The sequence below is a fragment of the Streptomyces sp. NPDC048565 genome, assembly GCF_040650935.1.
GTDB lineage: Bacteria > Actinomycetota > Actinomycetes > Streptomycetales > Streptomycetaceae > Streptomyces.
In genome coordinates this window covers 172399-184806 of record NZ_JBEZIH010000007.1, presented here as the reverse complement: position 1 = coordinate 184806, position 12408 = coordinate 172399, and the positions used below count along the sequence as shown (strand labels likewise).

At 71.4% G+C, this 12408-nt stretch carries 12 protein-coding genes; 3 read left to right on the top strand and 9 right to left on the bottom strand.

All coding sequences use genetic code 11. The annotated features are described in order from the left end of the window. The first annotated feature begins 176 nt into the window (after positions 1–176). Positions 177–1061 (top strand): alpha/beta fold hydrolase, encoded by an 885-nt coding sequence (locus AB0C75_RS11620; RefSeq protein ID WP_362889480.1) that lies wholly within the window; start codon positions 177–179, stop codon positions 1059–1061. A 56-nt stretch (positions 1062–1117) separates the two neighbouring features. Here the strand turns inward: AB0C75_RS11620 and AB0C75_RS11615 are convergent, their stop codons facing one another. Together AB0C75_RS11615 and AB0C75_RS11610 are read right to left on the bottom strand one after the other, a co-directional pair. Then, on the bottom strand, positions 1118–2134 hold the full coding sequence (locus AB0C75_RS11615; RefSeq protein ID WP_362889479.1) for a lytic polysaccharide monooxygenase: 1017 nt from the start codon (positions 2132–2134) through the stop codon (positions 1118–1120). Positions 2135–2350: 216 nt separating this feature from the next. Beyond that, complete coding sequence (locus tag AB0C75_RS11610; RefSeq protein WP_362889478.1) at positions 2351–3925, bottom strand: alkaline phosphatase D family protein; 1575 nt, start codon at positions 3923–3925, stop codon at positions 2351–2353. A 160-nt stretch (positions 3926–4085) separates the two neighbouring features. Between AB0C75_RS11610 and AB0C75_RS11605 the strand changes: the two genes are divergently transcribed. Next, a complete protein-coding gene (locus AB0C75_RS11605; protein ID WP_362889476.1) occupies positions 4086–5564 on the top strand; it encodes a trifunctional class I SAM-dependent methyltransferase/NUDIX hydrolase/VOC family protein in 1479 nt (492 codons plus the stop codon). Between the two features lie 32 nt (positions 5565–5596). Here AB0C75_RS11605 and AB0C75_RS11600 read toward each other — a convergent pair whose 3' ends face one another. The 3 genes from AB0C75_RS11600 to AB0C75_RS11590 form a co-directional block, all read right to left on the bottom strand. Further along, entirely contained in the window at positions 5597–6340 is a 744-nt protein-coding gene (locus AB0C75_RS11600) for a glucose 1-dehydrogenase (protein ID WP_362889474.1), read from the bottom strand. A 118-nt stretch (positions 6341–6458) separates the two neighbouring features. Beyond that, positions 6459–6959 carry a DUF402 domain-containing protein gene (locus AB0C75_RS11595; protein WP_362889472.1) on the bottom strand — a complete coding sequence of 167 codons (501 nt, stop codon included), beginning with the start codon at positions 6957–6959 and terminating at the stop codon, positions 6459–6461. Beyond that, positions 6940–7860, bottom strand: coding sequence for a GNAT family N-acetyltransferase (locus AB0C75_RS11590; RefSeq protein WP_362889470.1), 921 nt, complete (start codon positions 7858–7860; stop codon positions 6940–6942). The genes AB0C75_RS11595 and AB0C75_RS11590 overlap by 20 nt, the downstream gene beginning before the upstream one ends. 94 nt (positions 7861–7954) lie before the next feature. Between AB0C75_RS11590 and AB0C75_RS11585 the strand changes: the two genes are divergently transcribed. After that, a complete protein-coding gene (locus tag AB0C75_RS11585; RefSeq protein WP_362889468.1) occupies positions 7955–8329 on the top strand; it encodes a GntR family transcriptional regulator in 375 nt (124 codons plus the stop codon). A 19-nt stretch (positions 8330–8348) separates the two neighbouring features. Here AB0C75_RS11585 and AB0C75_RS11580 read toward each other — a convergent pair whose 3' ends face one another. From AB0C75_RS11580 to AB0C75_RS11565, 4 genes are read right to left on the bottom strand one after another with little or no spacing between them, the layout of a single operon-like run. Beyond that, positions 8349–9443, bottom strand: coding sequence for a DUF5925 domain-containing protein (locus AB0C75_RS11580; protein WP_362889466.1), 1095 nt, complete (start codon positions 9441–9443; stop codon positions 8349–8351). Between the two features lie 56 nt (positions 9444–9499). Further along, positions 9500–10270: a polysaccharide deacetylase family protein gene (locus AB0C75_RS11575; protein WP_362889634.1), complete on the bottom strand. Its 771-nt coding sequence runs from the start codon at positions 10268–10270 to the stop codon at positions 9500–9502. Beyond that, positions 10270–11292: a glycosyltransferase family 2 protein gene (locus AB0C75_RS11570; RefSeq protein WP_362889464.1), complete on the bottom strand. Its 1023-nt coding sequence runs from the start codon at positions 11290–11292 to the stop codon at positions 10270–10272. The genes AB0C75_RS11575 and AB0C75_RS11570 overlap by 1 nt, the downstream gene beginning before the upstream one ends. Further along, positions 11289–12059, bottom strand: a complete 771-nt coding sequence (locus AB0C75_RS11565) for a glycosyltransferase family 2 protein (RefSeq protein ID WP_362889632.1) — start codon at positions 12057–12059, stop codon at positions 11289–11291. The genes AB0C75_RS11570 and AB0C75_RS11565 overlap by 4 nt, the downstream gene beginning before the upstream one ends. Positions 12060–12408 lie beyond the last annotated feature (349 nt).

Genomic DNA, 12408 nt, shown 5'->3' with positions numbered 1-12408 from the left:
CGGAGCGGCTTCCTGAGGCCTCAGCGGCACCGGAATCTTTTTACCGACGCGTAACTTCCCCTGTGACTTTACTCATGCGTAACTTGGCATGAGCACGTAGAGACGTATCCCACTTGTGGTCCGGACCGCAGGGCGCACGCCATCGCAACTCCCTTGAGCCGCAAGGAGATCACTCGATGCTGCCCTGGACCCGTGCCCGGCGCACCCCACGCGCACGCCGCACCCTCGCCGCCCTGATCCTCGCCGTCGCCGCGCTCGTCGCCCCCACGGCGACCGCGACCGCGGCGGAAACCGCAGCTCCGTCCAGCGGATGGAACGACTACTCCTGCCGACCCTCCACGGACCACCCACGCCCCGTCGTCCTCGTCCACGGGACCTTCGGGAACTCCGTCGACAACTGGCTGGTCCTCGCGCCGTACCTCGTCAACCGGGGCTACTGCGTCTTCTCCCTCGACTACGGACAGCTCCCGGGCGTTCCGCTCTTCAACGGCCTCGGCCCGATCGACAAGTCGGCAGAACAGCTCGACGCGTACGTCGACCGGGTGCTCGACGCCACCGGCGCCCCGAAGGCCGACCTCGTCGGCCACTCCCAGGGCGGCATGATGCCCAACTACTACCTGAAGTTCCTCGGCGGAGCCGACAAGGTGAACGCGCTCGTCGGGATCGCCCCCGACAACCACGGCACCACGCTGCTCGGCCTCACCGGGCTGCTGCCGTACTTCCCCGGGATCGACGACCTGCTCACCACGAACACCCCGGGCCTCGCCGACCAGATCGCCGGCTCCGCGTTCATCACGAAGCTCACCGCGGGTGACGACACCGTGCCCGGGGTCCACTACACCGTCATCGCGACCCGGTACGACGAAGTCGTGACCCCGTACCGCACGCAGTACCTGGACGGGCCTGAGGTGAACAACGTCCTGCTCCAGGACCTGTGCCCGGTCGACCTGTCCGAGCATGTCGCGATCGGGACCATCGACAGGATCGCCTTCCACGAGGTGGCGAACGCCCTCGACCCGGCGCACGCCACCCCGACCACCTGCGCCTCGGCCATCGGCTGAAACGCCACCGCCGGGCCCCCGGACACTCTCCGGGGGCCCCGGCAGTCGTCACCACCTCAGGCGCGGTGCGCACCGTCCGCGGACCGGCGGCGCACCGAGAGGAACAGGGCGCTCGCCCCGAGGGCCAGCGCGGCGGCCCCGCCCATCGCGAGGTACGAGGTGCTGCTGCCACCCGTCTCGGCGAGTGCCTCGTCCGCCGGGGCCCCGTCCGCGGGGGAGGCGCCTGCGCTGTCCGGCTCGGGAGCATTGGCCCCGGCCCCGCCCGTGTCACCGGCCTCGGGAGCGGGGGCCGCCGCGGTCACCTCCGCACCGGTCGACGCGTCGTCGTCCCCGTGCCCGCCGTGCTCGACGGACGACTTGTCGGCACCCTCATCGATCTCCGACTCGGACGGCGCGGTGGCGGCGTCCGTGGTGGAGGGGGCACCCCCGCCGAAGACCACATCGGAGCAGGCGTAGAAGGCCTCGGGGGAGTCCGACCGCTGCCAGACCGTGTAGATCAACTGCCGCCCCGACGCCTCGGGGACGGTGCCGTCGAAGACGTACGACCCGTCCTCCAACGTCGGGTCGGTGGCCGAGGCGAACGGCTTCTCCCCCAGGTCCGACCACGTCAACGGCTGCGTCGGGTCGTAGCTCGCCTTGGTCAGGTACAGCTCGAACGTGCCCTTGTGCGGAGCGGTCGCCCGGAACCGGAAGGTGTGACTGCCCGCCTTCATGGCCGTGGACGGCCAGTCGGCGCGCGGCAGATCGAGCCCCTTGAACTTGTCGTTGCCCGCGCTGCACAGCTGACCGTCCGGGATCAGCTCACGGTGCTTGCCCGCCGCGTTGGCGATGTTCACGCCGTTCCAGTCGTACAGCGCCTGGGTGCCGCCGGCCGCCACCGCCGCCTCGCACGCCGCCGACTGCGGGCTCTCCGGCCCTTCCGCGAAACAGGCCGAGACCCGGCTGACCGGATCGCTCAGCGAGCCGTGGGCGGCGGCCGGCGCGGCGGTCAGGGCGGTCAGCGCGAGCGGAACGGCGCCGAGCGCGACGACGCGCCCGGCGACCCTGCGGCGGCTGGCAGTGGTGACGGCCATGATGATGGTCCTCCTTCGACGCACGACAGAACGCCGTCAAACTAGCCGCCGCCCCCCGGCGATCCGCACCCTAAAACCCCCAGCTCACCATGCTTATGCCGCACTTAAGGACCCCTTAGCCCACCCCTCAGGGAAACGGCTCGGGGGAGGCTACGGACAAGAGAAACGGGCATATCGGCCGGGTCTCTGTCCGTAACCCCCCACCGCCGCGGCGGGTCAGATCTCGACGCCGGGGGTGCCGTCCTGCACCACCGCGGTGGCGCGGGTGGTGATGTCGGCGCCCGGGGTGGTGACGTGGGGGAGGACTCGGAAGTCGCTCGTCCAGCGGTCCTGGTCCACCGTGACGCGTACGTAGCCCCGCTGGTTGTTGAAGAACTTCATGTGCGGGTTCGCCGCGAGGAACGTCTCGCCCTGATCCGTCATGTCGGCGCCGTCGCCGCCGCTGGTGATCGAGGTGCCCACGAACTCCGAGCCCACGGTCGCCGATTCCGGGTCGGCGTAGTCGCGCTTGAGGTCCCAGGCGTAGTTCTGGTGGCGGTCGCCCGTGATCACGACCAGATTGCGCACCCCGCGGCTGTCCGCCTCGGCGAGCAGCCGGTTGCGCTCGGCGACGTAGCCGTCCCACGGGTCCATCCAGACCGTGGTGCCCGGGCCCGGATCCTGGTCGGTCTGGCCCATCGGGGCCTGGTTGCCGAGGATCTGCCAGCGTGCCTGCGAGCGGCTGAAGCCCTTGTGGACCCAGTCCCGCTGCCGGGCACCGAGCAGGGTCCGGGCAGGGTCGAGGCGCTCCGCGCAGTCGGACGAAGTGCCGTCGCCGCACGGCTGGTCGTCGCGGTACTGGCGGGTGTCGAGCATGGTGAAGTCGGCGAGCCTGCCGTAGGAGAGCCTGCGGTACATCTGTACGTCGGGGCCGTTCGGCAACTGGCTGTGACGCAGCGGCGCGTGCTCGTACAGCGCCTGGAAGGCGTCGGCCCGGCGCAGCAGGAACACCTCCGGGTCGTCGTCGTTCTCGGAGATCTCGCCCGCCCAGTTGTTCTCCACCTCGTGGTCGTCGAACGTCATGATCCACGGGAAGGCGGCGTGCGCCTCCTGGAGCGGTGCCTCGGACTTGTAGAGGCCGTACTGGAGGCGGTAGCGGGCGAGGTCCAGGGTCTCCGTGTGGAACTTCGGGTCCGTCTCCACGCCGCGCTTGTTCGTCTTGACGCCGGACTCGTAGAGGTAGTCACCCAGGTGCACCACCAGGTCCAGGTCCTCCTGCGCCATGTGGTGGTACGCGGTGAAGTAGCCGTCCTGCCAGGCCTGGCAGGAGGCGAAGGCGAACTTCAGGTCGCGCGGGTCGTCCGAGGGGGCGGGGGTGGTGCGCGTACGGCCCACGGGGGAGATCGCGGAGCCGGCCTTGAAGCGGAACCAGTAGGTGCGGTCGGGTGCGAGCCCGTGCACCTCGGGGTGGACGGAGTGCGCCAGTTCGGGGGTCGCGACGACACTGCCTCGGCGTACGACCCGGCGGAACCGCTCGTCGAGCGCCACCTCGTAGTGGACACGTACGGGCTTCGCCGGCATCCCGCCGAGGCCGTCCTGCGCGAAGGGATCGGGGGCCAGGCGTGTCCAGAGCACGACGCCGTCCGACGTCGGGTCGCCCGAGGCGACACCCAGGGTGAACGGGTCACCCTTCAGGGTGGGCGCGGCGAACGCGGACTGCGCCTCCCACGCTCCCGTCCCGAGCATCAGCGCGGCGGCTGCCGCCCCGCCGAATCCGAACATCTGCCTGCGGGACACGGAATACGCGACCACGGTTCGTCCTCCTCGGTTGATCTGCGCCAACCTCGGACACGTTGCCGGGAGTTGATGTCATGTACACACGCTGTGTATGGCCGGGGATCGAGCGGTACGTGAACAGGGTGGCCGAAGCGGGTCCGACGGGCTGTCGGTGGTGGCTGAGAGTATTGCGGGTATGACCACGATCGACTGGGACGCCGCCGCCGACTCCTTCGACGAGGAACCCGACCACGGGCTCAACGACCCGGTGGTCCGCGGTGCCTGGGCGCGGCGGATGGAGACCTGGCTGCCCACCGGGCGTTCCGCTGTCCTCGATCTCGGATGCGGCACGGGCAGCCTGGCGCTGCTCGTCGCCTGCCAGGGGCACCGCGTCACCGCCGTCGACCGGTCGTCACGCATGGTGGACCAGGCGCGGGCCAAGCTCGCCGGGACCGGCACCGAGGTGCTCGTCGGGGACGCGGCGCACCCCCCGGTCGGCAAGCAGCGGTTCGACGTGATCCTCGCCCGGCACCTCGTGTGGCTGCTGCCCGATCCTGCGGCCGTCCTGCGGCACTGGTTCTCGTTGTTGCGGCCGGGTGGGCGGCTGGTGCTGATCGAAGGGGTGTGGGACGGCACGGGGATCTCCGCGGCCGACCTCATGGCGCTGCTGGGTGGGCACACGGAGCGTGTCCACCACGAGCCGCTCTCCGGGGACTCCAGCCTCTGGGGCAAGGAGGTCGACGACGAGAGGTACGCCCTGGTGGCCCGCGCCGAACCGCCGCACCGGCACACCGAGGTCGTCGACGTCCACCTCATCCTGCGCAGGGGATCCGACGTGCTGCTCGCCCGGCGGGCCGGCACCGGGTACGCGGACGGGCTGCTCCACGCCCCGTCGGGACACGCGGAGGACGGCGAGGACGTCCGGGCGGCGATGGTCAGGGAGGCGGCCGAGGAGATCGGCGTCACGCTGGACCCGGACGAGCTCCGGGTGGCCCTGGTCATGCAGCACAGGGGGCCGGGCGGCAGCCCCAGGATGGGCTGGTTCTTCGAGGCGGACCACGACCCCGCGCGCCCGCCCCGCAACGCGGAGCCGGACAAGTGCTCCGAGCTGGACTGGTTCCCCCTGGACGCGCTGCCCGACGACATGGTGGCGTACTGCCGTGCCGGCCTCGACGGATACCGCGCCGAGCAGCGCTTCCTGATCCACTGGCACGAGGACGCCGACACCGTCGCGTACGCACCCGAGGGCATCCGGCGCGCGGTCCCGCTGCCGGTGGCGGCGGGACCCACCGGACGGATGCACCACATCGAGCTGTGGGTGCCCGACCTGGCCGAGGCGGACGCGGAGTGGGGCTGGCTGCTGGGCGAGCTGGGCCATGTCCCGTACCAGCGCTGGGCGTACGGCCGGAGCTGGCGGCGCGGCGACAGCTATGTGGTGGCCGAGCAGTCGCCGGACCTGGCGGCGCGCACGCACGACCGGCTGCGTCCGGGCCTCAACCACCTGGCGTTCCACGTCGGGGACCGCGCCACGCTCGACGCGCTGGTGGCGCGCGCCCCAGGCCGCGGCTGGCGGCTGCTCTTCCCTGACCGCCATCCGTACGCCGGCGGCAGCGGGCACTACGCGGCGTACCTGGAGAACACCGCCGGGTTCGAGGTGGAGTTGGTGGCCCCCTGATCGGTGGCCCCCTGGCAGGGGGGCCGCCCGGCTCAGCGGAGCTTGATCGCTCCGCCGTCGGCCATCAGGGTCTGGCCCGTGATGTACCGGGCGTCGTCGCTCGCCAGGAAGGCGACGACCGGCGCGACGTCCTTCATCGGGTCACCGAAGCGGCCGAGCGGGACCTTGGCCGCGGAGAGCCGGTACTGCTCGGGGTTGGCCTCGGCCCATTGGGCGACACCTGCCGTCCTCGCCATCGGCGACACGACGTTGACCCGGATCTGGTCGGCGGCCCATTCGTTGGCGACGACCCTGCTCAGGCCACGGATGGCCTCCTTGGCCGCCGCGTACGACGCCTGGTTCGGCTGGCCGTCGATGCCCGCGCCCGAGGCGAAGTTCACGACGGCGCCCTGGGTCCGCCGCAGCTCCGGGTGCGCTGCGACCATGAAGTTGCGGGTGGCGAAGAGACCGGTGTCCAGGGCGAGCTTCCAGTCGTCCTCGGTCTGCTCCACGAAGGGCCTGACCCTTGACGCGCTGGCGTTGTTGACCAGGATGTCCAGCTTGCCGAAGTGCTCCACGGCTGTGGCTACCGCGCGCTCGGCGACCGACCGGTCGGAGACGTCCCCCTGGATGAACACCACGGCATCGCCCAGATCGGCGACGACGGCGTCCCCCGCCTCCTGCTGAAGGTCGATGACGACGACCCGCGCACCGCGCTCGACGAAGAGCCGTGTGACGGCCTCGCCGATACCGGACGCACCGCCGGTGACGATCGCTGTCTTGTTCTCCAGTGACATTGCGCTGTTCCTTCGGCTCGTCGGATGTTCCGACGCCCCATGGCTCTATGACGCCGTACATGTGCAGCATACCCGTTGTGTGTATGATGCACATTAACGCCCCGGGGGAGCTCCCTGCTCAGCCGAGCAGCCCCGCCAGCCCATCCGTGCGGGCCAGGTGATCCAGTTCGTCCAGGGCCCGGACGGCCGCCTGTGCCGCCAGGGGGTCGCTGTCGGCCAGGCCGCTCTCCTCGAACTCGTCCTCGTCGAGCCGCAGCACGGATGTGCCGTCCGCCGACACCCACAGGTCCAGGTCCAGGTCCTCGACGAGGAGTTCGGCGCCCCGCGGCACGGCGGGGCGGGTGATGTCGCAGTACCAGCCCTTCAGCTGTCCGGCGGCGGTGCGGACCTCCTTCACCGCGTACCACCTGTCGCGCCAGTAGTGCTCGGTGAAGACATCGCCGGGCTCGAAGCGTACGAAGCCGAAGTCCCGGACCCCCGGGGCCGCCCACGGGGCACGGACCGTGATGCGGGTGCCGTCGTCGCCGACCTGCTCGGCCGGGTAACGGATCTTCGTGCGGCCCGCTTTGACCAGGGCCACCGTGAGGATGGGGCCCGGCTCAGCCGATCTCGTGGACATGACGTACCTCCGTGGCGCAGATCTCGTAGCCGAACCAGCGGTTGACCGCCAGCATCGGGCCGTTCCCGGCGTCGTTGCCGGTGTAGGCGTCCGTGTACCCGGCGGCCCGCGCCCGGTGCAGGGAGTTGTTCTTGGCGAGCTTGGCCAGCCCTCTGCCGCGGAAGGCGCGCAGTGTGCCGGTCATGGCCGACCAGTAGCGGTTCAGGCCGTCGGTCTGCGCCGCGCTGAACGCCGCGATCCGCCCGTCCACCGTCACGACCGTGGTGAGCGCGCGGTCGAAGCCGGGCCGCCGCCAGGTGGAGGACAGCCAGTCCTCGTAGTCGGAGAGCTCCACCGGGATGTCGCCCGGCTCGTCCGCGGTCACCTCCGCGTCGGCCTCGAACAGTGGGCGCGGATCGTCCTCGAAGTCGGCGGCCGTGAGGAGCCCGACCCCGGGAGGGGGATCCTGGAGCGGCGGCAAGGCGCCGTCGTCGAGGCCCAGGTGGAGGAAGTGCGCCGGCCTGCGCGCCGCATAGCCGCGTTTCTCGGCGAACGTCCGGTTGTGCGGCTCGTCGAGGACCCAGGTGTGGACGACGGCCGCACCGGCGCCGGCGAGATGCTCCTCACCTGCCCGCACAAGCAGCGACCCCGCGCCTCGCCGCCTCCTGTCCGGATGAACATACGGATTGCAGAACCCCTGGCCCGGCTCAGGGCTCTCGTGCGAGATGCCCACCTGCGCGGTCCCGATGACCTCGCCGTCCTGCTCGGCGACCAGCAGCCGGTACCGCCGGGCGGGATGGGCGTCGGCCAGGTCGGCCAGGACCTGCTCAGGGGTCGTCACCATGTACGGCAGCGCGGCACGCCGCACCCGTACCCAGGCCTCGGCGTCGGCCGGCAGGAAGTCACGTACCAGTACCGTCATGGGGCGGACGCTAACGCGGGACACGGCCGGGCCGCCCCCGATTTTCCGGCGGCGGGCATCGGCGGCGCGGACCACGGTGGGAGAGAATCGGCGCGTGACTCTGAAGATCGCCGTTGACCCGGACTCCGCCACCGCCCCGTACGAGCAATTGCGCGCCCAGCTCTCCGAACAGGCGCGCTCCGGCGTCCTGCCCGTCGGTTACCGCCTCCCGACCGTCCGCGGCCTCGCCGGGGACCTGGGGCTCGCCGCCAACACCGTGGCCAAGGCCTATCGCGCGCTGGAGACCGACGGGGTGATCGAGACGCGAGGGCGCAACGGGACGTTCGTCGCCGCCGCGGGTGACGCGGCCGCCCGCCACGCGGCGACGGCCGCGCAGGAGTACGCCGAGCAGGCCCAGCGCCTCGGCCTGTCCAGGGCCGACGCGCTGGCCCTGGCCGAGGACGCCGTACGCGCGGCCTACGCGCGATAGCGCACGGAGGCACGGCGGATCAGAGGTACAGCCCGGCGTCCGCCCCCGCGTCCTGCTTCGGCACCGACGCGGGGCCGCTGCCCCGGCGCAGGGCGTACAGCTCGGCCAGCGTCGCGCCCTCGCGGCCGAGCCCCTCCTCGGTGCCCAGCCAGGACACCGACTCCGACCGGGTCAGCGAACCCACCTCGATACGGGCCAGGCAGCGGCCGGGCCTGACCACGGCGGGGTGCAGCCGCTCCAGGTCCTCGTTGGTCGTCACGCCCACCAGCACATTGCGGCCCTGGCCCAGCAGGCCGTCCGTCAGATTGAGCAGCCGGGACAGCGCCTGGCCCGCCGTGTGCTTGGCCTCGCCGCGGATCAGCTCGTCGCAGTCCTCCAGGAGAAGCAGCCGCCACCGCCCCTTCGCCGAGCCGTCGTCCTCACCGATCGCGATGTCCATCAGATAGCCGACGTCGTTGAAGAGCCGCTCCGGATCGAGGACGCAGTCGACCTGGCACCAGTCCCGCCAGGACCGGGCGAGGGTGCGCAGGGCCGAGGTCTTGCCGGTGCCCGGAGGGCCGTGCAGCAGGAGCAGCCGGCCGGAGATGTCGTCGGGGGTGACCTTCATCAGGCGGCCCATCGCATCGGCCACCGGAGCCGTGTAGTTGGACCTGACCTCGTCCCAGGTGCCGGCCGCGATCTGTCGCGTGGTGCGGTGCGGGCCGCGGCGCGGGGAGACGTACCAGAAGCCCATGGTCACGTTGTCGGGCTGCGGCTCCGGCTCGTCCTGGGCGCCGTCGGTCACCTCGGAGAGGATCTTCTCGGCCAGCTCGGCGGTGGTGGCGGTGACCGTGACGTCGGCGCCCCGGCTCCAGCGGGAGATCAGCAGCGTCCAGCCGTCGCCCTCGGCGAGGGTCGCGCTGCGGTCGTCGTCCCGGGCGGACCTCAGCACCTCGGCGGCCGGGGGCAGCAGGGTCGCCCCCGGCTTGACCCGGTCCAGGGAGGAACTGTGCGAGTAAGGCTGCTCGCCCGTCGCGAAGCGGCCCAGGAACAGTGCGTCCACGACGTCGGACGGCGAATCGCTGTCGTCGACGTTGAGGCGGATCGGCAGGGCGGACTCGGGGTTGGCAGACATGACGCCCATGATCCGGCACAGCGGCACCCCGCGCACCCATGTTTCGGGAGCCGGGGTCAGCCGGGGCCGCCGAACCCGTGGCGGGCCCGGCGCGCGCCGCGCACGAGCGCGAACCCCTTGGTGAGCACCCGGTCCACGGCGAACGTCCGGGCGACCGACCGGCCCTCGATCAGCCGCGCGAACTCGGCGGCGCCTGTGGAGCGCCTGACCGTCACCCGCTCCAGGGCGTAGGGGCCCTGGCGGCGGCGCGCCAGGGCGTTGCCCACGGCGAGGGACTGCGTGAAGCCGGCCGCCCGTACCGACTGCCGCACCCGGCGGGTGGAATAGCCGTAGGGATAGGCGAAGGAGGCCGGGGCAGTGCCGAGTTCGGCGGTGACGATCTCCCGGCAGCGCACGGTCTCGGCCCGCAGCCCTGCCCCGTCGAGCTGGTCGAGCTGCGGGTGGGTGTGGCTGTGGCCGCCTATCTCCACGCCCGTCGCCGTGAGCTCGCGCACCTGGCCCCAGTCGAGCATGGTGTCCGGCGCGCCGCCCTCGTCGTACGCCCCGCGCAGCCAGCCGGTGGTGACGAAGACGGTGGCCGCGAAACCGTGCTCGGCGAGCACCGGCAGGACGTGCCGGTGCACCCCTTCGTAGCCGTCGTCGAACGTGATCAGCACCGGCCGGGGTGGCAGGGGCCGCCCCGTGCGCCAGTGCTCGCCAAGCGCGGCCGTGGTGAGCGGGGTGAAGCCGCGCCCGGCCAGGATCTCCATCTGCGTACGGAAGGCGCCGGGCGACACCGAGAGGCCGTACACGCCGTCGGCCGGGCGGCGGCCGACGGCGTGGTACATCAGGATCGGTACGGCCACGCTCGACCGACCTCCTCGGGCGTGACGGCCGACTGGATCGCCGGCACGGCGAAGGACACACCGGCACGCCGGACCCGTACGCTCCCCACCGCGTAGCCGGCCGCCGCCGCCAGCACCCCCGTCACGACGGCGCCCGCCCGGCCCGCTCCGCCGGGACGGCCGAGCAGGAAGTCGCGTACGCCCCGCAGCACTCCGGCCGGGAGCACCCGGGTGGTGTAGCGGCGCTCGGACTCCAGGCCCCGGCCCGCACCGACGCTCCGGGCGACGAGTGCCTTGGAGAGCCCCTCGGCGTACGTACGGGTGCGGAAGTATCCGAAGCGTTCGCGCACCCGGGGGACCTTGTGGTGGATCACGGCGCGGTCGTCGATCAGCAGGACGGCGTGGGGGAGCGCCCGGCTCAGCCGGATGCACAGCTCGGTCTCCTCACCGCCCAGCGGCCGTTTGTCGCCGTCCCGCCCGATGCCGGTGGCGAAGCCGCCCGCCGCGTCGAAGGCCGTACGCCGGAACGAGGCGTTGCCACCGAGGACGTTACGGACGCGGACCGTGCCGGGCGGCAGGCCCAGGTAGGTGCACCCGACGACCCAGTCGAACTCCTCGGGGAACCACAGCGGCCTGCGGCCCGAGGCCCACGAGGGCAGGGTCCGGCCGCCGACGGCCAGCACCTCCGGATCGTCGTAGCCCTTGTCGAAGTGGCGCAGCCAGTCCGGCTCCGCCACCGCGTCGTCGTCGAGGAAGGCGACGATCGCGCCGCGGGACGCGGCGATGCCCGTGTTCCGGCCCGCCGACAGGCCGCGCGGGCCCGCGTTCGCGAGGACCCGCACCTCCGGGGTGTCCTCGTACTCCCCGGTGAGGCGGCGCAGCAGCGCCGGATTGTGGTCCACCACCAGGAGGATCTCTCCGGCCGGCAGGGACTGTGCGCGGACCGAGGCGACGGCCTGGAGGATGTCCTGCCAGCGCTCCTCGGTGTACGCGCAGATGACGACGGAGAAGTCGCGTGGACTCACAGGGTCCGTCCCTGGCCGATCACGGCGGGAACGGCCGCCGTCCTGCGCCCGCCGCGGCGCTTCCCCTTCTCCTTGAGGATCACCCGTAGCACCCGGAGGCCGTCCCGTACGGCACTGAGATTGCTGACCCCGTGGATGCGGTTGTACTCGTGGCTGGGCACCTCCTGGACTCGCAGACCGGCCTTGACCACCCGGATGTTCATCAGGGTCTCGATCTCGAAGCCGGTGCAGTCCAGGGTGATCCGGTCAAGGCAGTGCTTCCAGAAGGCGTTGTAGCCGTAGCAGAGGTCGGTGTAGCGGGCTCCGAACTTGCGGTTGACCACCGTGCACAGCGCCCGGTTGCCGAGCTTGCGGACGGGCGTCATGTCGTCCGTGCCGCCGCCGTTGGCGAAGCGGGAGCCCTTGGCGAAGTCGGCGCCGCCGACCAGGGCGGAGACATAGCTGACGATCTCCTCGCCGTCCGCCGAGCCGTCCGCGTCGACCATCACGATGATCTCGCCGGTGCAGGCGGCGAAGCCACTGATCAGGGCGTCGCCCTTGCCCTTGCCGACCTGCTTGACGACCACGACGTCCGGCCGGAGTTCCCGGGCCACCCGCACGGTGTCGTCGGTCGAATTCCCGTCGACGAGCACGACTTCATGAATCCAGTCGGGCAGTGTCCTGAAGACATGAGGAAGATTCTCCGCCTCATTCATGGCGGGGATCACGACACTTACCGGTGGCGCTATCGCGAGGTGCGAAGAGATCGGCCGGTATGCGCTCCCCATGCGAACGGATTCGGTCTCTTCGACGGCAGGTCTGATCGAGGAAGGCAGAACTGAACTCATGATTCTTTTCCCTCTCGTCCGGTGGACGGCCCGCCCCCGGGCTGTCCGGATAAAGGTCCGGTTCGAAAGGGGGGTTCTCACTCCGGCCATGACGGTATGGCGCTCCGAGCTGGCTGGATGAGGTGGCAAAAATGGCCGCACGGCGACCGACTCGAACGAGTGCGGACGCTGAGCACGGCACCCCCCTACCGTGCCCCGCTCGGGTATCCACCGCGGCTGCCTGAGCCCTCCCCTGGAGCCGCCTGCGTGATGGGCCTTCGCGGGTTGATCTACGACGGTATTGACGATT